Origin of the sequence: Kitasatospora sp. NPDC058048, assembly GCF_042885555.1 — a bacterium.
In the GTDB taxonomy this organism is placed as follows: domain Bacteria; phylum Actinomycetota; class Actinomycetes; order Streptomycetales; family Streptomycetaceae; genus Kitasatospora; species Kitasatospora lactacystinica.
In genome coordinates this window covers 14,138-39,564 of sequence record NZ_JBHVRT010000040.1, presented here as the reverse complement: position 1 = coordinate 39,564, position 25,427 = coordinate 14,138, and the positions used below count along the sequence as shown (strand labels likewise).

16 protein-coding genes are annotated in these 25,427 nt (G+C 74.3%); 6 read left to right on the top strand and 10 right to left on the bottom strand.

What is annotated here, in order from left to right; genetic code table 11:
• Positions 1-42 precede the first annotated feature (42 nt).
• The 6 genes from ACFVVA_RS32565 to ACFVVA_RS32540 form a co-directional block, all read right to left on the bottom strand.
• Positions 43-1,368 carry a M1 family metallopeptidase gene (locus tag ACFVVA_RS32565; protein WP_387694353.1) on the bottom strand — a complete coding sequence of 442 codons (1,326 nt, stop codon included), beginning with the start codon at positions 1,366-1,368 and terminating at the stop codon, positions 43-45.
• A 47-nt stretch (positions 1,369-1,415) separates the two neighbouring features.
• A complete protein-coding gene (locus tag ACFVVA_RS32560) occupies positions 1,416-5,381 on the bottom strand; it encodes a Pls/PosA family non-ribosomal peptide synthetase (RefSeq protein WP_387694352.1) in 3,966 nt (1,321 codons plus the stop codon).
• A 390-nt stretch (positions 5,382-5,771) separates the two neighbouring features.
• Complete coding sequence (locus tag ACFVVA_RS32555) at positions 5,772-6,638, bottom strand: NmrA family NAD(P)-binding protein (protein WP_387694351.1); 867 nt, start codon at positions 6,636-6,638, stop codon at positions 5,772-5,774.
• Complete coding sequence (locus tag ACFVVA_RS32550) at positions 6,635-7,231, bottom strand: hypothetical protein (protein WP_387694350.1); 597 nt, start codon at positions 7,229-7,231, stop codon at positions 6,635-6,637. Before ACFVVA_RS32550 ends, ACFVVA_RS32555 begins: the two co-directional genes overlap by 4 nt.
• Before the next feature lie 115 nt (positions 7,232-7,346).
• Entirely contained in the window at positions 7,347-7,868 is a 522-nt protein-coding gene (locus tag ACFVVA_RS32545) for a MarR family winged helix-turn-helix transcriptional regulator (protein ID WP_387694349.1), read from the bottom strand.
• Positions 7,869-7,925: 57 nt separating this feature from the next.
• Positions 7,926-9,101 (bottom strand): FAD-dependent monooxygenase, encoded by a 1,176-nt coding sequence (locus ACFVVA_RS32540; RefSeq protein ID WP_387694348.1) that lies wholly within the window; start codon positions 9,099-9,101, stop codon positions 7,926-7,928.
• A gap of 204 nt (positions 9,102-9,305) precedes the next feature.
• Here ACFVVA_RS32540 and ACFVVA_RS32535 point away from each other — a divergent pair, with 204 nt between their 5' ends.
• Entirely contained in the window at positions 9,306-9,911 is a 606-nt protein-coding gene (locus ACFVVA_RS32535) for a TetR/AcrR family transcriptional regulator (protein WP_387694347.1), read from the top strand.
• Positions 9,912-9,991: 80 nt separating this feature from the next.
• Here the strand turns inward: ACFVVA_RS32535 and ACFVVA_RS32530 are convergent, their stop codons facing one another.
• Complete coding sequence (locus ACFVVA_RS32530) at positions 9,992-10,666, bottom strand: TetR/AcrR family transcriptional regulator C-terminal domain-containing protein (RefSeq protein WP_387694346.1); 675 nt, start codon at positions 10,664-10,666, stop codon at positions 9,992-9,994.
• Between the two features lie 480 nt (positions 10,667-11,146).
• Between ACFVVA_RS32530 and ACFVVA_RS32525 the strand changes: the two genes are divergently transcribed.
• Both ACFVVA_RS32525 and ACFVVA_RS32520 read left to right on the top strand, forming a co-directional pair.
• The gene (locus ACFVVA_RS32525) at positions 11,147-12,766 is read left to right on the top strand and encodes an alpha/beta hydrolase (protein ID WP_387694344.1); all 1,620 of its coding nucleotides are present in this window, start codon (positions 11,147-11,149) and stop codon (positions 12,764-12,766) included.
• A gap of 355 nt (positions 12,767-13,121) precedes the next feature.
• Entirely contained in the window at positions 13,122-14,744 is a 1,623-nt protein-coding gene (locus ACFVVA_RS32520; RefSeq protein WP_387694343.1) for an FAD-binding oxidoreductase, read from the top strand.
• Between the two features lie 121 nt (positions 14,745-14,865).
• Here the strand turns inward: ACFVVA_RS32520 and ACFVVA_RS32515 are convergent, their stop codons facing one another.
• Positions 14,866-15,606 carry an ABC transporter ATP-binding protein gene (locus tag ACFVVA_RS32515; protein ID WP_387694342.1) on the bottom strand — a complete coding sequence of 247 codons (741 nt, stop codon included), beginning with the start codon at positions 15,604-15,606 and terminating at the stop codon, positions 14,866-14,868.
• Between the two features lie 419 nt (positions 15,607-16,025).
• On the opposite strand from ACFVVA_RS32515, the gene ACFVVA_RS32510 reads away from it, so the two are divergent.
• From ACFVVA_RS32510 to ACFVVA_RS32500, 3 genes are all read left to right on the top strand, one after another.
• On the top strand, positions 16,026-19,346 hold the full coding sequence (locus tag ACFVVA_RS32510) for an FtsX-like permease family protein (protein ID WP_387694341.1): 3,321 nt from the start codon (positions 16,026-16,028) through the stop codon (positions 19,344-19,346).
• Positions 19,343-22,189, top strand: coding sequence for a hypothetical protein (locus ACFVVA_RS32505; protein WP_387694340.1), 2,847 nt, complete (start codon positions 19,343-19,345; stop codon positions 22,187-22,189). The genes ACFVVA_RS32510 and ACFVVA_RS32505 overlap by 4 nt, the downstream gene beginning before the upstream one ends.
• A 184-nt stretch (positions 22,190-22,373) precedes the next feature.
• Positions 22,374-23,360 carry an ABC transporter ATP-binding protein gene (locus ACFVVA_RS32500; RefSeq protein WP_359903773.1) on the top strand — a complete coding sequence of 329 codons (987 nt, stop codon included), beginning with the start codon at positions 22,374-22,376 and terminating at the stop codon, positions 23,358-23,360.
• Between the two features lie 160 nt (positions 23,361-23,520).
• Here the strand turns inward: ACFVVA_RS32500 and ACFVVA_RS32495 are convergent, their stop codons facing one another.
• Positions 23,521-23,703 carry a hypothetical protein gene (locus tag ACFVVA_RS32495; RefSeq protein WP_387694339.1) on the bottom strand — a complete coding sequence of 61 codons (183 nt, stop codon included), beginning with the start codon at positions 23,701-23,703 and terminating at the stop codon, positions 23,521-23,523.
• Between the two features lie 166 nt (positions 23,704-23,869).
• On the bottom strand, positions 23,870-25,420 hold the full coding sequence (locus tag ACFVVA_RS32490) for an AMP-binding protein (protein WP_387694338.1): 1,551 nt from the start codon (positions 25,418-25,420) through the stop codon (positions 23,870-23,872).
• Positions 25,421-25,427: the final 7 nt, after the last annotated feature.

Sequence of the window (25,427 nt, the reverse complement as noted above, 5' to 3'; positions counted from 1 at the left end):
CGGCCGCGGGCGAACCGCGCGGCGCCGGGCCGGGTGGAGCGCTCAGTCCGGCAGCGGCGGCAGTTCCGGCCGCTCCAGCCAGGCCTCGAAGAGCGGGCCGAGCGGAGCGGTGGTGTACCGGGCGGCGTGGGCGCGCAGGTCGGAGGTGGCGACCACGCCGTGCCGGTTGGCGCCCGTCCAGTCCCGCAGCATCGCGAAGAACGCGTCCTCGCCGAGCGTCCGCCGCAGCGCGTGCACCACCAGTCCGCCGCGCTGGTAGAGCCGGTCGTCGAACATCAGCTTCCGGCCCGGGTCGTCGAGCCGGAGGTCCTGCGGCAGCCCGGCCAGCAGCCGGTGCGCGGCGGCGGCGTGCACGGCCGCGCCCGGGCCGCCGGCGTGCTCGGACCAGAGCCACTCCGCGTACTTGGCGAAGCCCTCGTTGAGCCAGATGTGCCGCCAGTCGGCGATCGTGACGCTGTTGCCGAACCACTGGTGGGCCAGCTCGTGCGCGATCAGCCGTTCGTGCTCCCAGCCGGCGCCGAGGTGGTTGGTGCCGAAGGTGGCGACGCCCTGCGCCTCCACCGGGACGTCCAGTTCCTCGTCCGCGATCACCACCGCGTACTCGCCGAACGGGTACGGGCCGAAGACCTCGCCGAAGTACGCCGTCATCTCCGGCTGCCGGGCGAAGTCCCGGGCGAACGCGGCGGCCAGCCGCTCCGGGACGTAGCCGGTCTGCGGCACCGCCGGTCGCACCGCCAGCGGCACCGGCCGGTAGTGCCCGATCGACACCGTCACCAGGTACGTCGGGGTGGGCGCGCTCTGCTCGTACACCCAGGTGGTGCTGGACGCCCTGGTGGTGCGGGTCAGCAGCCGGCCGCTCGCCACCACCGTGAACGGGGACGGCGTGGTGACGGCCAGCTGGTAGGTGGCCTTGTCGGCGGGCCGGTCGTTGCACGGGAACCAGGACGGTGCGCCGACCGGCTGGCTCGCCACCAGCGCGCCCTCGGTCAGCTCCTCCCAGCCCAGGCCGCCCCACGGGCTGCGCACCGGGCGCGGGTTGCCGGTGTAGTGCACCTCGACGGTGAACGCGGCGCCCGGTGCGAGCGCCCTGGCCGGGCGGATCCGCAGCTTGCCGCCGCGGTGGGTGTAGCGGGCGGCCCGGCCGTCGACCAGCACCCGGCCGATCCGGAACTCGGCGAGGTCGAGTGCGAACTCCGCCAGCGCCGCGTCCGCCACCGCGCTCAGCCGGGCCGAGCCGGCCAGCCGGTTGGGGCCGGGCCGGTAGTCCAGCGCCAGCTCGTAGCGGTGCACCCGGTAGCGGTGGTCGCCGCTGTTCGGGAAGTACGGGTCCGGGGCACCGGCGGCCGCGGGGACGTGCTTGGGCTTCACGGGGGCGTGCGCTTCCTGCGGGCCGGGACGGGGGGACGGGGAGGTGGTCACGACGTGGTCTGCCACGCCTCGATCGGGTTGCCCAGCCACCGCGTGTCGGCGGGGACGGACTCGGCGCGCATCACCAGCGAGGCCGGGCCCAGCGTGCTGCGCGCGCCCACCGTGCTGCCGGGCAGCACGATGCCGCCCGGGCCCAGGGTGGCGCCCTCGCGGAGGACCACAGTATCCATCCGCATGATCCGGTCGTGGAAGAGGTGCGTCTGCACCACGCAGCCGCGGTTGATGGTGACCCCGTCGCCGAGGGTGACCAGGTCCGCCTCCGGCAGCCAGTAGCTCTCGCACCAGACGCCGTGTCCGACGTGCGCGCCGAGCGAGCGCAGCCACAGGTTCAGCACCGGGGTGCCGGGCACCGCGCCGACCAGCCACGGCACGGCCAGCATCTCCACGAAGGTGTCCGCCAGCTCGTTGCGCCACACGAAACCGCTCCACAGCGGGTGCTCCACCGCGCGGAACCGCCCGACCAGCAGCCACTTGGCCGCCACCGCGACCGCGCAGGCCACCGCGCCGGCCGCCAGCAGGACCAGGCCGGACAGCAGCGCGGCGGTCAGCGGCGAGCCGGCCGCCAGCCAGGACAGCGCCGCCACGGTCAGCAGACCCAGCGCCGCCGAGGCCAGCACCGGCACCAGCCGGCCCACCTCGACCAGCCCGCGGGCCCACAGCAGCCGGGCCGGCGGCTCGTAGGTCAGGCTCTGGTCGGCCTGGTCCGCCGAGCGCGGCAGCCGCATCGGCGGCATGCCCAGGTACGACCCGCCCTTCTTCGCCTTCGCCGGCGTCGCCGACAGCACGCCCACCAGGCCGCGCTTGGGCACCGAGCGGCCCGGCGCGGTCATCCCCGAGTTGCCGAGGAACGCCCGCTCGCCGACCTTCGCCTCGCCGAGCCGCACCCAGCCGCCGCCCAGCTCGTACGGGGCCATCAGGGTGTCGTCGGCCAGGAACGCGCCGTCGCCGACCGTGGTCAGGCTCGGCAGCGCCAGCACCGTGGACACCTCCGCGCCCCGGCCGACCCGCATCCCGAGGGCGCGCAGCCACAGCGGCGTGACCAGTCCGGCGTAGAGCGGGAACAGCACCTCGCGGGCCCGGTCCATCAGCTGGGTGACGGTCCACGCCTGCCAGCCCACCCGGCCGTGCAGCGGGTGCGTCCCGGGCACCAGGCCGGTGCTCAGCAGCCGGACCAGCACCACCAGCTGCGCCGCGTACACCGCGCCGAACGCCAGTGTGGCGGGCAGCAGCCCGAGCAGTGCGCCACCGAGCGCCGGACCGAGGGCCGCGCCCTGGTCGACGAAGCGGGAGAGCACGGCCAGCGCGGCGAGCGCGGGCAGCACCGGGAGCAGGCCGAGCACGGCACCGCTGGCGCCGTACAGCGAGGCCCAGCGGGCCCGGCGGACCGGGCGGTCCTTGGGCCAGGTGCGCTCGGCGCGGCCCAGCTTGACGGCGGGCGCGCCGCCCCAGCGCTGGCCGGTCGGCACCTGGCCGGTGACGCTGGAGCCGGCCGCCACCTGAGCGCGCTTGCCGACCCGGGCGCCGGGCAGCAGGGTCGAGCGGGTGCCGACCACGGCACCGGAACCGATCTTGACCTGGCCGATCAGCAGCCGGTCGCCGTCCAGCCAGTAGCCGCACAGATCCACCTCGGCCTCGACCGCGCAGCCGCGACCCAGCTTCAGCATCCCGGTGACCGGCGGCAGCGAGTGCAGGTCCACCTCGGGCGCCACCTTGGCGCCCAGCACCCGGGCGTAGCGCACCAGCCAGGCGCCGGACAGCGAGTCCGCGCCGCTCAGCTCGGTGAGCCGCTCGGCGGTCCACAGCCGCAGGTGGACCGAGCCGCCGCGCGGGTGGCTGCCCGGGCGCACGCCGCGCAGCAGCAGCCGTGCGCCGCCCGCCGCGAGGGCCAGCCGCCCCGGCGGGGTGTACAGCGCGAGCACGCCCGCGCCGACCCACCACCAGGAGGCGGTGGGGGCCCACGGGAAGTCGCCGAGGTGGGTGAGGAGGTTCCCGGCGGCCAGCAGGGCGACCGTCCAGCGCAGGCCGACCACGGTGAACAGCGGGACCAGCAGGAACAGCTGGAGCAGCTTGGCCCTGGTCGGCACCAGGGCGACGGTGCGGGCCTCGGTGCTCTCGCCGGCGGTGCGCTCCAGGTGCCGGGCGAGCTTGCGCAGCGTCGGGTGCTGGTAGATGTCCAGCACGGCCGCGCTCGGGTAGCGGGTGCGCAGCAGGGTGGTCAGCCGTGCGGCGGCCAGGCTGCCGCCGCCGATCGCGAAGAAGTCGTCGCGCGGGCCGCCGACCCGGACGCCGAGGATCTCCGACCACTGCTCGGCCAGCCAGGCCTCGGTGCCGTACAGCTCCTCGCCCGGGCCGGCACTCTCCAGTTCGGGCAGCGGCCAGGGCAGGGCGTTGCGGTCGACCTTGCCGGAGGTCCGGGTGGGCAGGGTCTCGACGGTCGCCAGCAGCGGCACGAGGGCGGCCGGCAGCTCGGCGCGCAGCCGCTCGACGGCCTGCTCGCGGTCGAAGCCGTCCTGGATCACCAGGTAGCCGACCAGCAGCTGGTTGCCGCCGCGCGCGGTCCGCACGGCGGCCGCCGCGCCCGCCACACCGGGCAGGGCCTGCAGGGCCGCGTCGACCTCGCCGAGCTCGATCCGGCGGCCGCCCAGCTTGATCTGCTCGTCGGTGCGGCCGAGGAAGAGCAGGCCGGCCGGGTCGGCCTGGACCAGGTCACCGCTGCGGTAGGCGCGCTCCCAGCCCAGCGAGGGCAGCGGCGCGTACTTCTCGGCGTCCTTCTCCGGGTCGAGGTAGCGGGCCAGGCCCACGCCGCCGATCACCAGCTGCCCGGTGCCGCCGGGGGCGACCGGCACACCGGCCTCGTCCACCACGGCGAGGTCCCAGCCGTCCAGCGGCAGGCCGATCCGCACCGGGCCCTCGCCGGTCAGCAGGGCGGCGCAGGCGACCACGGTGGCCTCGGTGGGGCCGTAGGTGTTCCACACCTCGCGGCCCTCGGTGACCAGGCGCTGTACCAGCTCGGGCGGGCAGGCCTCGCCGCCGAAGATCAGCAGTCGCACCTCGTTGAGCGCCTCGGCCGGCCACAGCGCGGCCAGGGTCGGGACGGTGGAGACCACGGTGATCTCCTGCTCGGCCAGCCAGGGGCCGAGATCGGCGCCGCTTCGCACCTGGGAGCGGGGGACCGGCACCAGGCAGGCGCCGTGCCGCCAGGCCAGCCACATCTCCTCGCAGGAGGCGTCGAAGGCGACCGAGAGGCCGGCCATCACCCGGTCACCGGGGCCGATCGGCTCCTCCTGGAGGAAGAGCGCGGCCTCGGCGTCCACGAAGGCGGCGGCGTTGTGGTGGGTGACGGCCACGCCCTTGGGCTTGCCGGTCGACCCGGAGGTGAAGATGATCCAGGCGTCGTCGGCCGGGGTGGGGCGGCGTTCCAGGGCGGGAGCGCGCTCGCCGGTGGTCGCCAGGCCGCGCTCGGCGCCGAGCACGGCGGCGACGGCGGCCTCGCCGAAGACCAGCTCGGCGCGCTCGTCCGGGTCCTCGGCGTCCACCGGGACGTAGGCGGCGCCGGCGGCGAGCACCGCGAGGATCGAGACGTAGAGGTCGTTGGTGCCGGAGGGCACGCGCACGCCCACCCGGTCGCCCGGGCCGATCCCGGCGGCGCCCAGCCGGCGGCGCAGCTGCTCGACCTCGGCGGCCAGCGCGCGGTAGCTGAGCACGGTGTGCCCGTCGTCCAGGGCGGGCTCGTCGGGGTGGGCGCGCACGGTGGCGTCCAGCACGTCGACCAGGGTGCGCGGGGCGGCGGCCGGGCGGCCGGGGAACAGGGCGCGTGCCTGCTGCGGCTGCGGCTCTGGTTCCGGCTGCGGCTCTGGTTCCGGGTCCGGCTGCGGTGGCGCGGGCGGTGCGGCCTGGGTGGGCTGCTGCGGTGGCGTGGCGTACTGCTCAGGGTGGCTCGGTTCAGCTGTCATGGCAGCCGTGCGCTCCTCGTCCTTGCCCCGTTCCGACCGATGCCCGGCCCCTGGGGCGGTGGGAGCACCGCCTGATCGGGTGACCCCACTCCGGGGCCGGAGCGGACAACCTGACCGATGGTAGCCCCGGGGCGGCGAGCGGAAAGGAGCGGACACTCGGCCCAACTGGCGCCCAAATGGCCGAATCTGACAGAACGTCAGTCAAGAACTGACGCTTCTTGATGTAGAAGTGATGGGGCGTCAGGGGAATTGACGGATCGTCAGGTCGATTTTCCGACCGTGATCCATGCCACAGCGATTCCTGCTCCCTTCGGGTGGCGGGAGGTGGCGGGCCGGGTCTCCCGGGCCGATTTCTCCGGTCCGGGCCCGGCCCGCCGTCCTGCCCGGTGGTCAGCGGAACCGGTGCAGGTTCTCACCGAGGAAGGCCTCCAGGGTACGCGGGGCGCGTCCGGTGAGGCCGAGGAAGGAGCCGTCCGGGGTCTCCTTGCGGACCACCGCGAGCTGCTGGATCTCCACCACGTGGGTGGCGAGCCAGGGCGGCATCCCGGCCCGGCCGACCAGGTGGGCGTGCAGGTCGGACGGGCTCAGGTCGAGGTAGCGGACCGGCCGGCCGAGCAGCTCGCCCAGCAGTGCGGTGAGCTCCGGGTAGCTGTAGGCCCGCCCGCCGGTGAGCGGGTAGGTGCCGCCGGCCAGCTCGGGACGGGTGAGCACCTCGGCCGCGGCGTCCCCGATGTCCCGGGCGTCCACGTAGTTGCACCGTGCCTGGCCCATCGCGCCGTGCACCACCCCGGCGGCGGCGATGCCGGGCGCCAGGAGCAGCAGCTTCTGCATGAACGCGTACGGCCGCAGGACGGTGGTGGTGATGCCGCAGGAGCGCAGCCGCTCCTCGATCAGGTGGTGGCCGCGCGAGACGGCGACGGGGGAGTCCGGCTCGGCGGCGGGCGCGGAGACCTTGACGATGTGCTCCACGCCGCAGTCCACCGCGGCCTCGATCGCGTTCAGCTCGTACCGGACCTGCTGCGGGCCGTTGGCCATGGTGAGGAAGAGCTGGTGCGCACCGCGGAACGCCGTACGCAGGGAGGCCGGGTCGGCGGCGTCGGCCGGGAGGGTGGCGGTCCGGGCGAGCGTGTGCTCGTCGAGGGCGGCGGCCAACCGGGCGGGGTCGCGGCTGAGGGCGCGGCTCGGTGCGCCGAGGGCGGCGAGGCTGCGCAGGGTGGCGCCGCCGGTGGCGCCACCGGCGCCCATGATGACGATCATGACGTCTGCCTTTCGGGATGGGGTGCGATTCCGGGGTGGAGCGCGGTTTCGGGGTGGAGCGCGGTTTCGGGCTGGGACGCGACTCCGGGCTGGGACACGGCTCCGGGTCGGGGCGCGTTTCCGGCTTGGGGTACGGCGGGGAGCCGGTGCTGCGCCGTGCGGGCCGGGCGGCTGCCGCGCCAGTGCCAGGTGGTGATGGTGGCGGCGATCGCCGAGGAGACCGGCAGGTCGATCGGCAGCCGGCGCGGCCAGGGGCTGTCGGCGAGGGCCGGGACGTGCGGCAGCCAGCGGGCGGCGGCGAGGCCGACCGCGAGGCCGAGGGCGGCGGCGACCAGGCCGAGGGCGGCGGCCGCGAGCGGGCGAGGGGTCCGGGCGGGCCGGGTGCGGACGGGGCGGCGGCGCAGAACGGCGCCGAGTGCGGCGGCCACCAGGGCGGAGGTGCCGCCGATGGTGGTGAGCGCGGCGGTCACCAGCTGCGGCTGGCCGGTCACGGCTCCGCCTGTCCCGGCCATGGCGGCGGGCATGACGTAGGCGACCAGGACCTCGCGCCACAGGACGAAGGGCGGGGGAGCGCCCGGGGCCTTCTTGCTCATGGGGTCGGTTCTTCCTCTCGCTTATGGTTAGGTGCCTAAGTATTTGTGCTTAGGTGCCTAACTATTGGGGCTGAAGGGAGGCGGGCCGTCATTCGGCGGCCCGCCGGGGGGTGGATCAGTCCTCGGTGAGTGCGTCCATGCCCGCGACCACCCGGGCCAGCAGGTCCAGGAAGGTGGCGCGCTCCTCGACGGAGAGGCCCCCGACCAGTGCCTGCATCCGGGCGAAGTGCGCGGGGGCCAGCTCCCGCAGCTTGTCGGCGCCCCGCGCGGTGAGGATCACCACGTTGCCGCGGCCGTCCTCGGTGGACGGCCGGCGGGCCACCAGGCCCTCCCGCTCCAGGCCGTCGACCAGGCCGGTCACGGTCGCCCGGGAGACGCCGAGACTCGCCGCGAGCTGGGAGGGCGACTTCTCGCCGCCGTGGTCCTCCAGGTCCGCCAGCAGCCGGTAGCGGCCGGTGGAGAGGCCGAATCGGCCGAAGTGCACCTCGCCGGCCTGGCCGATCCTGGCGCCCGCCGCCATCAGCCGGGCCGCGACCAGGATCGCCTGCGGGTCGGCCGCGAGGCCGTAGCGGGCGATCTGGCGGCGGGCCTGATCGAGGCTGGGGGCCGTGGGGCCACCCTCGGGTTGCTGGGTCACAAGAAGTAATATGGTGCCTAACCTGATTCCCGGTCAAGTCGAACCACGGACTGATGCCTAGGCGGCACGGGGAGCGATCCTGGGCGGCGTCCAGTCGGCGTGCCGCAGGACGGTCCGGACCATCGCGCCGGGCGGGGTGAGCCGGACCGCGGCGTTGCGCAGGCCGACCGCCAGCGGGTGGGCGAGCTGCTGGCCCAGCCGGCCGGCCCGGCGGGCATCGCGGGCCACGGCCTGGCTGCGCGGGCGCCGGGCCGCGTCGTAACGCGCGAGCGCGCCCTCGACCGTCCGGGTCCCGGTGAGCAACGCCGCCAGGGTCACCGCGTCCTCCAGTGCCTGGCAGGCGCCCTGGCCGAGGTGGGGCGTCATGGCGTGCGCCGCGTCGCCGAGCAGTGCGATCCGGCCCGACACGTAGGACGGCAGCGGCGTGGCCAGCTCGTTGACGTCATGGTGCAGCACCGCCTCCGGCCGGGTCGCGGCCAGCAGTGAGGGGATCGGCTCGTGCCAGCGTGCGAAGCGGCGGCGGACCTCGGTCAGCGGGTCCCGGTAGCGGACCCCGGCCGGGGCGTTCAGGACCGCGTGCCACTCGGCGGTGCCGTCCGGGAACGCGATGTGGCCGAACTCGGCGCCGTGGCCCCAGGTCAGCTCGAAGTCGGCCTTCAGGCCGTCGACCGGACGCTCGGTGATCGCCCGCAGCACCGTCGAACCGCTGTGGGTGGCGCCGGGGTGGCCGGGGAAGAGGCGGTGCCGGAGACGGCTGTTGACGCCGTCGGCCGCCACCAGGAGGTCGGCCTCCAGTGTCGTGCCGCCGAAGCCGGCCCGGACCCGGAACGGCCGGCTCGTGTCCACCTCCGTCACCTCGGAGCCGACGACCAGGGAGGCGGCGGGCAGCGCCTCGCGCAGGATGCGGTGCAGGGCCGCGCGGCGGATCCCGACGATCGGGGCGCCCAGTTCGCGCTCCAGCGCCGCGCCGTCCATCGCGGCGAGCCGGCGGCCGTCCGGGGTCCGGGTGCCGCCGGTGTACTGGCGGCGGGCGGCCGCCTCGACCGCCTCGCCGACCCCCAGGGCCGCGAGCGCGCGCATCCCGTTGGCGGCCAGGGAGATGCCGGCACCCGCATCCTCCAGGACGTCCGCCCGCTCGACCACGGTCACGTCCCACCCCGCCAGTCGGAGCCCGATGGCGGCCGCCAGTCCGCCGATGCCGCCCCCGACCACCACCGCGCTGTTGCCGCTCATGCCCGGTCCCTCCCGTGTCGCCGTGCCGTCTTCTACAGCTGCAGAAGGAGCGTACTGCGGGGCTGTCGGTGGACGGAGGCGGGCCGGAGTGGCGGGGGCTGTGGGTGGCGCGGTGGCGGGCCGGCCGCGCGGCCGCTTGGTCGTAGGGGTGGCCCGGACCGAGGCGGTGCGCGGCGGGTGACCCGGCCCCGGTAGAAAGGAGGGATGCGGCGAAACGAGGACCAGAAGCGGGACGATGCGGGACGGCCGGACCGGCGCACGGTACTGGCGGACGCCGCGATCGGCGTGCTGGCGGACCTCGGCGTGCGCGGACTGACCCACCGGGCGGTCGACGCGGCGGCCGGGCTGCCGCTCGGGACCACCTCGGCCTACCTGCGGACCCGGCAGGCCCTGCTCACCGCGCTGGTGCGACGGCTGGTGGAGCTGGATCAGGGCGAACTGCACGCCATGGGGGAGCAGGCGCCGGTCCGTTCGGCGGCGGAGCTGTCTGACGGGATCGCGGAGTTGGCGCGGCGCCGCCTGTCCGGGGACGGGCGGCGGCGTTCGCTCGCCCGGTACGCCTGCGCGGTGGAGAGCGTCCGCGATCCCGAGCTGCGCGAGATCCTCGTCCCGCGGGAGAACGCCGGGCGTGCCGCCGTCCGTGACTTCCTCGCCGCTCAGGGCGTGGCCGACCCCGACGGGCGGACGGCCGTGCTGCTGGCCTGCATCGACGGCCTGGTCTTCGAGCACCTGGTGGGTGGCGGCGAGCCCGGGGCGGACGCGGTCCAGGGGCTGGTGGCAGCCGCCCTGCGGGGAGCGGTCGCGAGCTGAGCCTCGCCGGCCCTGGTCGCGCCTCGTCGGCGCGACCAGGGCGGGGCTGCCGGGAGTGCGTCCGGCGGTCCGTCGCCCGATCAGGAATCGGGTCCGTGCGGGTGCCTCAGCTCGGAGGCGTAGCCGGCGAGCAGGATGCGCAGCGTGCGATGGAAGCACTGCTCGGAGTCGAGCCCTTCTCCGGTGGTGAAGGCCTGCGCGAGGTGGGGGTAGGCCTCCCGGTCCAGGGCGGCGAACTGTTCGGGCCGGGGCTCGGTGCACGCGTGATGGGGCGTCTCGCCGGCCTCGCCCAGCGTGTGCCCGATGGTCCACCGGACGACGGAGTTGAGTACGTCGAGCGCGTCGCCGAGTGGGACGCCGTCCGCGTGGAGCACGGCGATGCCGCGCTCCAGCAGGGCGAGGGCGACCGGCGTGGCGACCGGGCGGGTGGCCAGCACGGTGAGTATGGCCGGATGGTCGAGCAGCAGTCGGCGCAGCTCGACGGCGAAGTCCCGGACCGCCTCCGTCCACGGGCCGTCGGGCTCGCCGAACAGGCTTCCCGCCGACAGCTCCAGCAGGCGCTCCACCATGCCGTCGAGCAGGGCGGCCCTGCTGGGGACGTAGTAGTAGAGCGTCATCCCCTCGACACCGAGCGCCGCACCGAGCTTGCGGTTGGAGAGCGCGGCGAGGCCGTGTTCGTCCACGTAGGCGAGTGCGGCGTCGATGACCTTCTCGCGGGTCAGCCCCGTCCGTGGGCGGGTACGCCGGGTCGGCATCGGTTCCTCCTTCACCCCAATGGGCTCCACCGGGGCTGTGCGGCCCGGGCCCTGGCGAGTCTTGCAGTGCAAGAGAACCACACTCGACGTCAGCTTCTTGCGCTGCAAGAAGTCTCTGGGGAGGGTGTCGTGCAGCTTGTCGCCGTGATGGTCCGCAGGCTCAACGAGGACGTGGAGTACGGAGGGTTCCGCAGGGCGTGGATCCCGGAGGGCCCGTCGCGGCCGGTCGCACAATAGCGGCGCTCCGAGGGAGGTGGTCGCCCGGGGTATCCGAGGCTCTGCCCGGTCCCGCCGAACCCAGGCCGACCGACGACTTCGAGTGACAAGGCATCAGGTCAATCAACCGTCAAGTTGGTTCATTCACAGAATATTTCGCGAAGCGTTCTGTGTCGGGTGGATGATTTACGCCGCTCTAAGGTCTTCCCACGGAGATCTCCGGCTGACAGGCTGGGGCCGCCCTTTCAGTACGGAGGAGGTTCCTTGTCCCGCATATCCACGCTGGCCGGAGCGGTCACCTGCGCTCTCGCACTTGTCACCGGCACCGCCGTCGCCGCGTCGGCGGCGCCCATCGACCAGGCCCCGGGTCTGGCCGAGGCGAAGGTCGACCCTGTCGCCTGGACGCCGTGCAACCCCGACCCGACCAAGCCGGACCCCGGCATCTACGACTGCGCCGTTTACCCCGTGCCGCTGGACTACGACAACCCGAAGGGTGAGAAGGTCGGCATCGCCATGATGCGGCGGCGGGCGAGCGACCCGTCGAAGCGGATCGGCTCGCTGTTCCTCAACCCCGGCGGCCCGGGCGGCAGTGGTTACCTGTGGGCGACGACCGCCCGCTTCGGTGCCGAGGTGCAGTCGAAGTTCGACCTGGTCGGCTTCGACCCGCGCGGTGTGGCCCGGAGCAACCCGCTCAAGTGCTTCAAGACCCAGGAGGACGCCGACGCGGTCACCAACCGCATGGTCGGCGTGCCGGTCACCAAGGCCGAGATCAACGAGACGCTCGACGCGGATCAGGACTACACCGACGCCTGCAGCAAGAACGCCGGCCCCCTGATCGAGCACATGTCGACCATCAACGTGGTGCGCGACCTGGACCGGATGCGCCGCGCCGTCGGTGACTCCCAGCTCACCTTCGCCGGGTTCTCCTACGGCACCCTGATCGGTTCGACGTACGCCAACATGTACCCGAACAAGGTGCGCGCGATCATCGTCGACGGCAACGTCGACCCGGACCTGCGCCTGCACAACGGCCTGGAGTACGACCGCCAGCGGGCGAACGGCTTCGAGATCGCCCTGGACGAGTTCCTCAAGCGCTGCCAGGCCGCCGGCGCCCCGCGCTGCGCCTTCGGCGACGGCGACACCCGGGCCAAGTTCGACCAGCTCCGCGACCACCTGCGGACCAGCCCGATCACGCTGCCGAACGGCTCCAAGGTGACCCTGAGCACCTTCACCGGGGAGGTGGCCAGCGCCCTGTACTCGCAGGCCAAGCTCGCCCCGCTGGCCAAGTCGCTCCAGGCGACCTACCAGGTGTTCCAGAAGCCGGCCGCGACCGCCCTGCTGGCCCCGCAGGCGAACGTTTCGGACGAGGACGCCAACCTGCTTTCGGTGGAGGTCCCGCGGGCGGCCCTGCGGGAGGCCCCGGTCGACTCCGAGTACACCGCGGACGACTCCTACCTGGCCGTCAACTGCCAGGACAAGCCGTACCCCTCCAACGACCGGGTGTTCGCGAACGCGGCGAAGGCCTGGGAGAAGGACATGCCGACCTTCGGTCGCTACCAGGCCTTCGACGCGCCGGCGTGCGCGAGCTGGCCGGCCCCGGCCCGGGACGCCGAGCGCTTCACCGGCCCGTGGAACAAGAAGACCTCCAACACCGTGATGGTGATCGGCAACCTCTACGACCCGGCCACCCAGTACAAGTTCGCCCAGCGGATGCAGCAGGAGCTGAGCAACGCGGTGCTGGTCAGCGTCGACTCGATCGAGCACTGCGCCGTGGGCCGCAGCCAGGCGCTGAACAAGCTGGTCACCCGCTACCTGGTGGACGGCACCGCGCCGGCCGCCGGCCAGCTGCTGAAGCCGGACGCGGAGATCTTCCCGGCGGTCTGACGGAACGGCCCCCGGTGACCCGGGGGAGGAGTTGACGGTCGTGGTGGTCGGCGGTGCTGCCGGCCACCACGATCGTGCTTTACGGGCGATTTCCCGGAGCGCCCGAAAGGCCTGGGGAATGAGGCAGTGGATCGTCATCGAACCTCCGGTGGAGCGGATTCCTGCGAGTCGTCGGCGACCGTAGCCCATGCCACTGACAATCGCGTTCCGGTGCGACCGTGAAGGTCACAGCCGGTAAGGGGTACGGAAAATGACGTACTGTCACACTATTCAATAACCAATTCCCGCGCCCGGGCATCCGTGTTAGCGTGCGGGCCGCCGGCTTCTCTCGAACTCGGGAAAGTGAGGGCGGGCCATGCAGGACGAATTCTCCCGGCGGGGTTTCCTGGGCGGTGCCGGTGCGGCGGCCGCCGGGATCACCGCCGGTTCCACGGGCGCGGCAGCGGCCGGGGGCGCGCACCGGGAGCTGCCGCGGGGGCGGTCGGTGCTGCCGGGCGATCCCCGCTACCGGACCCTCGCCCAGGGCTTCAACCAGCGGTGGAGCAGCACCCCCGCGTACATCCGGCTGGTGGGCAACGAGGCGGACGCGGTCGCCGAGCTGAACCGCGCGCTGGACGCCGGGCTACGGCCGACGGTCCGCGGCGGCGGGCACTGCTACGAGGGTTTCGTCGACAACGACGGGGGCGTCATCCTCGACCTCAGCACGATGCGCGGCGTCGCCGCCTCGACCGACAAGTTCGGCCGGCCCACGTACGGCGTCGAGGGCGGCGCGACCAACTGGGACGTCTGCACCACGCTGTTCCGCGAGTACGCCGTCGCCCTGCCCGCCGGGTCCTGCTACTCGGTCGGCGCGGGCGGGCACATCTGCGGCGGCGGGTACGGCCTGCTCTCCCGACGGCACGGGCTCACCGTCGACCACCTCGTCCAGGTCGACGTGGTCACCGTCCGGGGCGGCCGCGCGGTGGTGACGCAGGCGCACCGCGAGGACGCGCAGGGCTCGCCCGAGCAGGACCTCTTCTGGGCCCACACCGGTGGCGGGGGCGGAAACTTCGGGGTGGTGCTCCGGTACCACTTCGCCTCGGACGTACCCCGGCCGCCGCCCCGGGTCTGGCTGAGCAGCGTGGCCTGGCCCTGGGCCGAACTGCTCGCCCGGCCAGAGGACTTCGAGACTCTGGTGGCCAACTTCGGCGCCTTCATGGCCGAGCACAGCGGCCCGCGGGAGCCGGTGTACCAGGGGCTGTTCGCGATCCTCAAGCTCACCCACCACTCCAACGGGAACGTCGTCCTGTTCAGCCAGTGGGACGGCGAGGACCCGGGCCCGCTCGACGCGTTCGTGGCGGCGGTCGAACAGGGGATGACGACGCGATCGACGGTGCAGACCCGGGCGGCCGGCGGGCTGTTCCTGCCCTACCCGGACAAGCGGCGCCAGATGCCCTGGTTCCAGGCGACCATGACGCTCAACCCCTCGGGCGACAACCAGCGCGGCAAGTACAAGTCGGCCTACCACCGGGAGCCGTTCGCGCCGGAGCAGATCGCCGCCTTCCGGGACTGGCTGATGCGCGACGTCGAGGGGGCGGACCTCTCGAACACGCTGGTCCAGATCGACTCCTACGGTTGCCGGATCAACACCCGCCGTCCCGAGGAGACGGCCGTCCCGCAGCGCGACTCGATCATGAAGCTGCAGTACCAGACGTACTGGACGGACCCGGCCGAGGACGAGAAGCACCTGGCCTATCTGAGCGGGCTGTACCGCGACGTCTACCGGGGGACGGGCGGGGTCCCGGAGGTCGACACCGCGACGGACGGCGCCTACGTCAACTACCCGGACAACGACCTGGGCACCGCCGACCAGCCCGATCCTGCCTACCCGCGCCTCTATTACAAGGGCAACTATCCACGGCTGCAGCGCATCAAGGCCCACTGGGACGGGGAGGAGGTGTTCCACCACGCCCAATCCATCATCCCGGCCGAGTCCTGAGCAGTGAGCCCAGAGCAGTGAGCCCTGAGCCCGAACTCCGGTGCCCGAACCCCGGTGCCCCGGAGGCGTGGGGAGGCGCCCCGCATCCCCACGCCTGTGACACGACCCCGGGCCCGCTCCGCTAGGCAGCCCGCTCCGTCTCCTCCTCGACGATCCGTCCGTCCCGGACCTCGATCACCCGGTCGGCGAGCCCCATCAGCGTCGGGTCGTGGGTGGCGACCAGCACCGTGACGCCCTCGCTGCGCACCACCGCGCGCAGCAGCTCCATGATCGAGCGGCCGGTCTCGGAGTCCAGCTGACCGGTGGGCTCGTCGGCGATGATCAGGCTGGGCTCGTTGGCCAGCGCACGGGCGATGGCGACGCGCTGCTGCTGGCCGCCGGAGAGCTCGCCGGGGCGCTGGTTGGCGTGGTCGGCCAGCCCGACCAGGGCGAGCAGGGTGTGGGCGCGCTCCTCGCGTTCGGCGGCCGGGGCCTTGCGCAGTCGCATGGGCACGCCGACGTTCTCGGCGGCGGTGAGCATCGGGATCAGCCCGAAGGACTGGAAGACGAAGCCGATCCGCTCCCGCCGCAGGGCGAGCCGACCGTCCTCGTCCAGCCCGGCGAGGTCGATGCCGTCCAGCGCGATGCTGCCGCCGGTCGGCGTGTCCAGGCCGCCGACCAGGTTGAGCAGGGTGGTCTTGCCGGAGCCGGACCGGCCCTTGAGTGCGGCCAGTTCTCCGCGGCCGACGGTGAACGACACGCCGCGCAGGGCGTGCACGGTCCGCTCGCCGGTGCCGAAGCTGCGGCGGAGATCGGTCACGGCCACCATCGGCTGGGCGGTGGTGGTGGCGGTGTCGGCGGTGGCGGCCTGATGCTGCGTCATGCGGCGTCCCCCCTGTGGGCGTGGCGGCCCGGTTGTAGCCGGGTCCCGTCCGGGTCTACGGATATGTCTGCTCCGGTGGTTCACCTTCCCGGGCGGGAATCCGAGAAGAGGGCGTCCCGGGTCAAAAGGGCGCGCCGAAGCCGGAGTTGTGAAGTGTTCATGGCATTCAAGTGGGGGCATCCCCGGCCGGGATGCTATCAATGAAAGGAATTTGCTCACTGGTTACTTGATTCGCGCAAGTCCCTTCCGTTCCTGGATCGAATCTGACAGCATCGTCCGCTATCCGGCGACCGATTGCCGGTGGTCAATGCGCCGGTGTGCTCGCGATGTGTCCGTCTGTGGCCGATTTGTACTCGGGCCGGATCGATGAGCGGGGCCCGGGGATGCAACCGGGGACGTAGATCCGGGGGAGGAACTTGATGCTCGGCTTCGTCGTGCGCCGACTGCGCGGGCGAGTGCCGCTGGCTGCCGCTGTCCTGTTTGCGGTGCTGATCACCACGTCTGTGCTGACCGCCTTGGTGGCCTTCAACAGCAGCGTCGGTGAGGCCGGCCTGCGGCAGGCGCTCCAAGGGTCCGGTCACGCCCGGACCACGGTGGCGGTGACCGGTGAGCACGGGCTCGACCAGCGGTCCAAGGACGAGGCGGCGCTCGCCGCCTACCGGCAGAAGCTCTTCGGAGACCTGCCCGTCCACACCGACAGCCTGACGCGCAGCCGTTCCTACAGCCTGCCGGTCTCCGGCGCCGCTGCTGACGGCACGCCCGCGACCGGCACGCCCGCGACCGGCACGCCCGCGACCGGCAGCGGCGCGGGCAGCGCCCCCGGCGCCCCGCTCGACCTCACGGTCCTCGCCGACCTGGACCGCGGCCGGCTCCAACTGGTGGCCGGCGCCTGGCCGGGTGCCGCCACCGGACCGGTGCAGTCCGCCGCCCCGGAGGCCGCCGTCCCGCAGAGCCTGCTGCGCCGGCTCGGGCTGACCGAGTCGGCCCTGCCCGCCGAGGTCAGGCTCGTCGACCGGAACGACGGCAAGCCGCTGACCGTCCGGATCACCGGCGTCTACCGGGCCACCGACCCGACCGCCCCGTACTGGCGGATCGACCCGGTCGGCGGCCACGAGATCGAGGTCGGCGGCTTCACCACCTTCGGCCCGATGATGGTCGACCGGAGCGCCTTCGCCACGGCCGGCCTGGTCCAGGGCGGCGTCGGCTGGTCGCTGGACGCCGACTTCTCCGGCGCCGACCGGGCCACCGCGCAGGCTGTCGGCAACCGCGCCCAGCACCTCTCCGAGGAACTGCGCGGCACCGCCTCGCTCGGCGCGACCACCGACCTGCCGGACATCATGCACGAGCTGTCCGACAGCATGGTGGTCGCCCGGTCCACCCTGCTGATCGGCGCCCTCCAGCTGGCGGTGCTCGCCGCGGCGGCCCTGCTGCTGGTCGTCCACCTGATCGCCGCGCGGCAGGAGTCCGAGAACGAGATCCTCGCCGCGCGCGGCGCCTCGGCCTTCAGGCTCGGTTCCTTCACCGCCCTGGAATCGCTGCTGCTGGCCCTGCCCGCAGCGGTCTTCGCTCCACTGCTGACCCCGTTCCTGGTCCGCGCGCTGGCCGGCCTCGGCAGTTCCCGCCAGGTCGCCCTGGACACCGGCATCAGCTGGTCGCTCTGGCCGGTCGCCGTGATCTGCGCGTTCGCCTGCATCCTGCTGGCCACCGTGCCCAGCGTGGTGCGCGGCGTCGGTGCCGCGCTGCGCCGCCGGGCCGGACGCCGTCAGGCCGTGGTCTCCGGCGTCGCCCGCAATGGCGGCGACCTCGCCGTGCTCGCCCTGGCCGTGCTCGCCTACCAGCAGCTCGACCAGTACGGTGGCGGGCTGTCCCCCGACTCCACCGGCCGGCTCGACGTGGACCTGCTGCTGGTCGCCACCCCGACCCTGGCACTGTGCGCCGGGACCCTGGTGGTGCTGCGGCTGCTCCCGCTCGTCGCCCGGCTCGGCGCCCGCGCGGCGGCCCGCGGCCGCGGCCTCGGGCCCGCCATGGTCGGCTGGCAGCTGGCCCGCCGGCCCGGCCGCGCCACGGGACCCGTCCTGCTGCTCGTCATGGCCGTGGCCACCGGTGTCCTGGCGCTCGGTCAGCACGCCACCTGGACCTCCTCCCAGCGCGACCAGGCCGCCTTCGCCACCGGCGGAGGCCTGCGCATCTCCGGTTCGCACAACGCGCCGATGGGCCAGGGCGGCCGCTACGGCAGCCTGCCCGGCGGCGACCGGCTGGTCGCGGTGGTGCGCGACGAGCAGCCGCTGCCGGGCGGCGCCGGCCAGTTGCTGGCCGTGGACGCCGCCGCCTTCGCCGACCGTGTCCCGGTCCGCTCCGACCTGCTCGACGGCCACACCGGCAAGGAGGTCTTCGGCACGCTCACGGCCCCCGCCCCCGTCGGCATCCCGCTGCCCGGCTCCCCGCTGCGGATCGACGCCGACATCGCGGTGAGCCAGCAGGACCAGGCCAAGTGGATCAGCAGTGCGGTCCACCCCGAGGTCCGGCTGCTGCTGCGCGACCGCTTCGGCCTGGTCCACAAGGTCCCGTTCGGCGATCTCCCGCTGAAGGGCGATGTCCGTTCCTCGATCCGGCTCGACGCGCTGGTCGACGCCCCGGTGGGCTCGGTCGCCGCCCCGCTGACCGTGGTCGGCGCCACCGTCGCCTTCAGCGACCGCAGCGACGGAGATGTCGTGGTGCGGAACCTGGCCGTCGCGGAGACCGCCGACGGACCCTCCACCGCCGTCCCGGTGCCGGCCGGCACCGGCTGGAACCTCAAGCCCCCGGCCTCCCGCAACCCCTCGGACAGCACGCCGGTGGCCGCGCTCGACTCCGGAGCGGCCGCCGCCGACAACCTGTTCACGGTCCGCTACCACTCCGCCCGCGGCATCGGCGACTCCGTGCGCGCCGTGCTGCTCCCGACCGGGCCGGCCCAGCCCGCCGCCGTCAACGGCGTCGCCACCCGCGACTACCTGAAGGCCGTCGGGGCCTCGGTCGGCGACACCCTCCAGGTGCCGCTCAGCGGGGTCGTCGTCCCGGTGAAGGTGACCGGCGCGATCGAGGCGATGCCGGTGGCCGGCCGGCGGGCGCTGGTGATGGACCTCGACTCGGCCGCCCGGATGCTGTCCGCCCAGGACCGCAACCTGCCGACCCGCACCGAGTGGTGGCTGCCCGCCACCGGGCCGGGCGACCGCGCCCCGGCCGAGGCCGCCGCCGCCCTGCGCGCCGCCCCCGGAAGCCAGGACCTCGCGCTCTACGACGAGGTCGCCGACGGGCTCCTCGGCGACCCGGTCGGCGCCGCCCCGCAGAGCGCGCTGATGGCCATCGCGATCGTCACCGCCGTGCTCGCCGCGATCGGCTTCGCCGCCGCGGTGGCCGGCTCCGCCCACGAGCGCTCCCGGGACTCCGCGCTGCTGCTCGCCCTGGGCGCCCCGCGCAAGCAGGTCACCCGCACCGTCGCCGCCGAGAACGCGGTGCTGGTCGGCCTCGGCGGGATCGTCGGCCTCGCCCTGGGCGCCCTGCTCGTCCGGCTGATCGTGCCCTTCGTGGTGCTGACCCCGGCCGCCCGCCGCCCGGTGCCAGAGGCCCTCGTCGAGCTGCCGTACGGTCAGGCGCTGCTGTTCGCGGCCGCGATCGCCGCCGTTCCGCTGCTGTCGGCCTTCCTGCTCGGGCGCCGGCGTCGAGACGTGGCTTCCCGGCTGCGCCACGTGGAGGAGATGTGACCACCAAGGCCGGCACCACCGTGCCCACCCCCGCGCCGGGGCCCGCGTCCGGGCCCGGGCGCGCCCACCGGCCCGCGCCCTGGGTCCGCACCCGGCTGCGCGCGATGCCGCTGGCCGCGCTGCTCACGGCGGCCCTCGCCTTCGTCACCGTGTTCCTGGCGGCGGCCTTCCCGCGCGTCGCGGACCGGAGCGCGGACACCGCGCTCCAGGAGTTCACCCGAAGCCTGGGCACCGGCGTCACCAACCTGGAGTTCACCGCCGAAACGGGCCGCGCGGACACCGGGGCGGACCTGGACGCCATCCAGGGGAAGCTGGGCGAGCGGATCGGACGGGACCTCCCGCTGGGCTCGTCGGCCCAGGCGTACGGCACCCGGGTCAAGACCGGGCGTCAGATGTTCAACCCGGAGTACACCCGGCTCTCCGAAAGAGCCACCCCGGCGCTCGGCCTGTACTACCTGCACGGACTCGCCGACCGGGCGACCCTGACCGCGGGCACCTGGCCGGGCCCCGCCCCGGCCGACGGCCCGCTGCCGATCGTGCTGAGCCAGCAGGCCGCCGAGGCCGTCAACATCAAGGTCGGCGACGTCATCGAGAGCGGCACCGACGGACCCGTCGTGCTGCGCAGCACCGTGGTCGGCCTCTACCGGGTCAACGATCCCCAGGACCCGTTCTGGGAGGGGCTCGGCTGTCCGGCCAGGGCCTGCCTGGGCCTCAAGGGCGATGACGCCTGGTACTGGACCAGCGGCTTCGTCGACGGCGGCAGCCTGACCGCGCTGGCCCGCTGGGGTTCGAGCGGCCAGAACTTCTGGCGGCTGCCCGTCGACCCCGACGCACTGCACGCCGACCAGCTCGACCGGACCCGCGCGACACTCGCCTCGTACATGGCCGGCCCCGGCATGACCGCACTGGTCGACTCGACCCTCCGGGCCGACCTGCACGCCACCTCGCTGATGCCGGACGTCCTCGCCCGGGCCGCCGACCGCTACCAGGCCGCCGGTCCGCTGGGCGCCATTGGGCCCGCCGGGGTCGCCGGCGTCGCGGTCGTGGTGCTCTGTCTGGCCGCGGCGCTCAGCACGGACCGGCGCACCGCCGAGATCCGCTTGCTCCAGGCCCGCGGCGGCTCGCGCGGCGCAGTGCTGCTGCGGCTGCTCGCCGAGGGCGCGGTGACGGTGCTGCCGGCCGCCGTGCTCGGCACGGCCCTCGCGCTGGTGCTGCTGCCCACGTCGCGCTGGGGCAACTCGGTGGTGCTCGCACTCGCCGTGACCCTGTTCGCGATCCTGGCCTTCCCGGCCCGGGCCGCGCTGCTCTGGGCGCGTCCGCGGGCGGCTGGCGGCTGGCGCCGGGTGATCGGCGAGCTCGCCGTGCTGGCCGTCACCGCCGCCGCCGTGGCCGAGGTCCGCCGTCGCGGCGTCGGCCACCCGGGCAGTGCGGTGGACCCGCTGCTGGTGGCCGCCCCGCTGCTGCTCGCCGTCTCCGGCGGGCTGCTGCTGGCCCGGATCGAGCCGGTCGTGGTCGGCTGGCTGGCGGCACTGGCCGGCCGCGGCCGCGGACTCGTCGGCTTCCTCGGTCTGGTCCGGGCGGCCCGCGACAACTCGGGGCGCCGCCGGCCCTCCGCACTGCCGCTGCTGGCCCTGCTGATCGCCGTCACGGCCACCGGCTTCGGCGCCACCGTGCTCACCGCGGTGGACCAGTCCCGCACCCGTGCCGCGCGGATCACCACCGGTGGCGACGTGTCCGTCAGCGTCCCGGTCTACGCGACCCTGCCGGAGGCCTTCACCAAGGCGGCCGGCGAACTGCCCGGCGTCCGGGCCGCGACCGGCGCCTGGATCGAGGAGCGGGCCACCTTCATCGGCGGCGACCGGGGCACCACCGACGCCATCCTGGTGGTGGTCGAGCCCGAGGCCTACGCGGAGATCTCCCGTACGGCCGGGGTCGGCCAGTACGACCCGGCCGGGCTGGCCGCCGCTCCGGGCGGCAAGGACAGCCCGGTGCCCGCGCTGTTCAGCCGGGACCTGGCCGAGCGACTGGCCACGGGCGCGCCGCAGGTGCGCACGCCCGGCGGCAGCCAGATGGCCACCACCGTCGCCGGGGTCGTCACCGCCACGCCCGCCCTGCCGGACCCCGGCAAGCCGTTCGTCGTGGTGCCGGTCGGCCCCGCGACGGAGCACCTGCCGGAGCTCAAGCGGGCGACCAAGGTGAACAAGTGGTTCGCGGTCGGCGACGTCGACCCGGTCCGGGTCCGCGCCCTGCTGATCGAGAGCGGAATCGGCGGCGGCGCGAATCTGGGGAAGCACGCCAAACTGGTCAACGAAGAGGCCAAGGCGGCGGGAAAGACCTCCGGTGGCCTGCCTCCCGGCTACGCGGTGCACAGCAGCCGCGACAAGATCGCCGAGCTGGCCGCCGACCCGGTGCAGCACGCGGCCGGACGGCTGTTCTGGTACTCGGGCTTCGCGGCCGCCGGGTTCGCCCTGCTGGCCGTGCTGCTGACGCTGCTGCGGGCCGCGCCGGACCGCACGGCGGTGCTCGCCCGGCTGCGCACCATGGGCCTGCGGCCCAGGCAGGGCCTGGCACTGATCGTCGCCGAGTCGCTGCCGCAGACCCTGGCGGCGGCCGTCGGCGGCGGCCTGGTCGCCCTGGCCGCGGTCGCCCTGCTCGGGGGCGCCTTCGACCTCTCGGCCCTGGTCGGAGCCAAGGTCGCAGAGACTCTGGCCCCGGCGGTGATGCCGGTGCTGCTGCCCACCGTCGGTCTGACCCTGGTGGTCTGCCTCGGTGTGGTGGTGGAGACGCTGGTCGCCGGCCGGCGCCAGATCGCCACCGAACTGCGCGCGGGGGAGCGGCAATGAGGCCGGGAACGGCGGCGGCCGCGAGCGCGGCCGTGCGGCCGGAGACAGTGGCGGCCGGCGGCGCGGCGGGAAGGCCGCGACCGGCGGCCGGGAGCGGTGAACGGGCCGTGACAGCGGCGCGGGTCGCCGGGACAGTGGAGAGCGGTGCGATGAAGCAGACAGTCGAGACAGGAGACGAGCGGTGATGAGCACTCCCCAGGAGCGGACGGTCGTCGAGGCCCCCAGCCTCCAGGAGCTCCAGCAGCGGGCCCTCGCCGCCGCCTCGCCCAAGGCGTACGGCGAGGGATCGGCCATCGTCTGCGACCGGCTGGTCCGGATCTTCAGCGCGGAGGGGGTCGAGGTCCAGGCGCTCCAGGGCCTGGAACTGACCATTCGCCAGGGCGATCTGGTCGCCCTGGTCGGCGCCTCGGGCAGTGGCAAGTCCACCCTGCTGACCATCCTCGCCGGGCTGGACGTGCCGACCGCCGGCACCGCCACCGTGGCCGGCTGCGACCTGCTGGAGATGTCGGTCAAGGAGCGGCTGCGCTACCGGCGCGAGGTGGTCGGATTCATCTGGCAGCAGACCGCCCGCAACCTGCTGCCCTTCCTCACCGCCGCCGAGAACATCGCGCTGCCGATGCAGCTGCGCGGCCGCCGTTCCGGCGCCGGCGGGGCGAAGCAGCAGGCGGTCCGGGTGGCCGAGCTGATGGAGGCGCTGGAGATCGGCGAGCTCGCCCACCGCAAGCCCAACGAGCTCTCCGGCGGCCAGCAGCAGCGGGTGGCGATCGCGGTGGCGATGGCCAACAACCCGCCGGTGCTGCTCGCCGACGAGCCCACCGGCGAGCTGGACTCGGAGACGGCCGGGATCATCTTCGAGTCCTTCCGCACCGTCAACCGCGAACTGGGCGCCACCGTCGTGATCGTCACCCACGACCCGATGGTCGCGGGCGAGGTCCGCCGCACGGTCGCGATCCGGGACGGGCGGACCGCCAGCGAGGTGCTGCGCCGCACCGTGACGGACGAGCACGGCGAGGAGTCCGTGAACGAGCGCGAGTACGTGATGCTGGACCGCAGCGGCCGGGTGCAGCTGCCGGTCAAGTTCCTGGAGTCGCTCGGCATGGAGCACCGGGTGGCGGTCGACCTCGCGGCCGACCACATCGAGGTCCGGCCGGACGACATCGCCGGGCACTGACCCGGGAGCGCGTTGCAGGCCGGGGGCGCGCACTGATCGGAGCGCGCCCACCCGGGGCGCGTTGCTGACCGGAGCGCGCACTGCCCGGAACACACCCGCCCGGAACACATCCGCCCGGAGCGCGCCGGTCCCGGGAGGCGGTCGCCGCCTCCCGGGACGGTCAGCCGTCGCCGCCCATCCGCTGGAAGAGGCCGCTGCCCTCGGCCTCGGTACGGAGGTCGGGCGGTGCCTCCTGCGCGGCGCGATCGCCGCGTGAGGTGGCGGTGCAGAGGGCGAAGACGATCAGGGCACTGGCCGCCACGGCGAGGATGCCCAGCGCGGTCAGGACGCGTAGCCAGGTCAAGGTAGTGCCTCCTGGGGGACGGTGCGGCCCGCACTGACCTGCACGACGCCGCCGGGGATGTATCGGCAGGCCGGGCCGCACGGTCGAGTGCCCACGGACGGTTCTTCCCGCCGGATGGTGCACAAGAGGTCGCCCACGTGGGCGCTCGAAGCACTTTCAGGGCGTGTCAGACCCCGTCGCGCGCCCCCACGGTGGCGGCCGCCCGTCCGGTGCCGCCGTCTATCTGGGCCCGCAGGGCGACGAGGTCCGGCTTCCCGAGCCCGTTCAGCGGGATCGCGGGCAGCAGCAGGAGTGTGTCGGGGGCGCATCGGCCGAGGCCGCGCGCCCGGCACCACCGGTGCAGCTGCTCGGCCGTCAGCCGCGAGCCGGGGGCGAGGGCGACGGCGGCGTGCACCCGCTCCAGGCGGTCCGGGTCGGTGGTCGTGAACATCACGGCCTCCCGGACCTCCGGGTGGGTGCGCAGCGGCTCCTCGATCTCGCGGGGGAACACATTGTGCCCCTCGATGATCGCCATCGGGTTCCGCCTCCCCGCCACCGTCAGATAGCCGGCCGTGTCCAGGCTGCCCAGGTCGCCGGTGTGCAGCCAGCCGTCCCTGAACACCCGCTCGGTCAGCTCCGGGTCGCGCCAGTAGCCCGCCATGGCGGTCGGCGTGCGGACGCAGATCTCCCCGGTCCGGTCCGGCGGCAGCTCGGCGCCGTCCTCGTCCAGGACGCGCAGCCCGGTGTCCGGGTACGGCCGGCCGGCGGTGGTCAGCAGCCGCGGTGCCAGGTGCTCGTCCGGGCCCAGCCGGGCGACCGGCCCGCACTCCGTCAGACTGTAGGTCTGGTGCAGCACCCGGCCCAGTCGCCGGGTCGCCTCGGCGAGGCGCCGCGGCGAGGCCGCGCAGCCGGTGTAGCCGACCCGGCGCAGGCTGCCGGTGTCGGTGGTGGGCAGCAGCGGGTGGTCCAGCAACCGGTACAACAGGTGCGGCGGCAGGTACATCCGGGACACCCGGTCCCGCTCGACCGCCGCCAGCACGGCCCCCGCGTCGAAGCCGTCCTGCATCACCACCGTGCCGCCCGCGGCCAGCGCCAGATCCGCCGTGGTGCCGCCGCCGTGGCAGAGCGGAGTGCACAGCAGGAACACCGACCCGGACAGCAGCCGTGGGCGCGGCGGACGGGCGAAGCGGCGCAGCACCCCCTTCGGACGCCCGGTGGTGCCGCCGGTGAACCGCACCGCCATCACGTCCTCGGGCCGGTAACGGGGTTCGAACGGGGCGGGGGAGCAGGCCGCGGCGAGGTCCAGCAGGTCCGTGCCGAGCCCGAGCGGCGCCGGGCCCAGGGAGAGCAGAGCGGCCGAGGGCACGGCCCGGGCGATCCCTTCGGCCGCCGCCGCGCACCGGACCGGGTCGAAGACCAGCGCGGAGGTCCCGGCGAACTCCGCCAGCGCCACCTGCTCCGCGACCGGCCCGTCCGGGAACGGCATCGCGACCCGGCAGCCCAGCAGGTTCGCGGCCAGCCGCACCAGCAGCGCCTCCGGCCGGTTCCCGGCCAGCACCGTCACCCCGTCCCCGCGCCCGAGCCCGGCCCGCTCCAGTGCCCGTGCGGCGCGGTGGACCAGGTCCAGGCACTGCTGCGCGCTCCACGCCCCGTCCCCGGACCGGATCGCCACCCGGCCGGGATCGCGCGCCAGCCCGTCCAGCACCAGCGCGGTGTACGTCGGAGCCGCCTCCGCCATGGCCCGC

Coding starts and splice junctions, on each gene's coding strand:
- ACFVVA_RS32560 (WP_387694352.1), bottom strand. CDS start 5,381: ATGACAGCTGAACCGAGCCACCCTGAGCAGTACGCCACGCCACCGCAG.
- ACFVVA_RS32555 (WP_387694351.1), bottom strand. CDS start 6,638: ATGATCGTCATCATGGGCGCCGGTGGCGCCACCGGCGGCGCCACCCTG.
- ACFVVA_RS32550 (WP_387694350.1), bottom strand. CDS start 7,231: ATGAGCAAGAAGGCCCCGGGCGCTCCCCCGCCCTTCGTCCTGTGGCGC.
- ACFVVA_RS32540 (WP_387694348.1), bottom strand. CDS start 9,101: ATGAGCGGCAACAGCGCGGTGGTGGTCGGGGGCGGCATCGGCGGACTG.
- ACFVVA_RS32535 (WP_387694347.1), top strand. CDS start 9,306: ATGCGGCGAAACGAGGACCAGAAGCGGGACGATGCGGGACGGCCGGAC.
- ACFVVA_RS32530 (WP_387694346.1), bottom strand. CDS start 10,666: ATGCCGACCCGGCGTACCCGCCCACGGACGGGGCTGACCCGCGAGAAG.
- ACFVVA_RS32520 (WP_387694343.1), top strand. CDS start 13,122: ATGCAGGACGAATTCTCCCGGCGGGGTTTCCTGGGCGGTGCCGGTGCG.
- ACFVVA_RS32515 (WP_387694342.1), bottom strand. CDS start 15,606: ATGACGCAGCATCAGGCCGCCACCGCCGACACCGCCACCACCACCGCC.
- ACFVVA_RS32510 (WP_387694341.1), top strand. CDS start 16,026: ATGCTCGGCTTCGTCGTGCGCCGACTGCGCGGGCGAGTGCCGCTGGCT.
- ACFVVA_RS32500 (WP_359903773.1), top strand. CDS start 22,374: ATGAGCACTCCCCAGGAGCGGACGGTCGTCGAGGCCCCCAGCCTCCAG.
- ACFVVA_RS32490 (WP_387694338.1), bottom strand. CDS start 25,420: ATGGCGGAGGCGGCTCCGACGTACACCGCGCTGGTGCTGGACGGGCTG.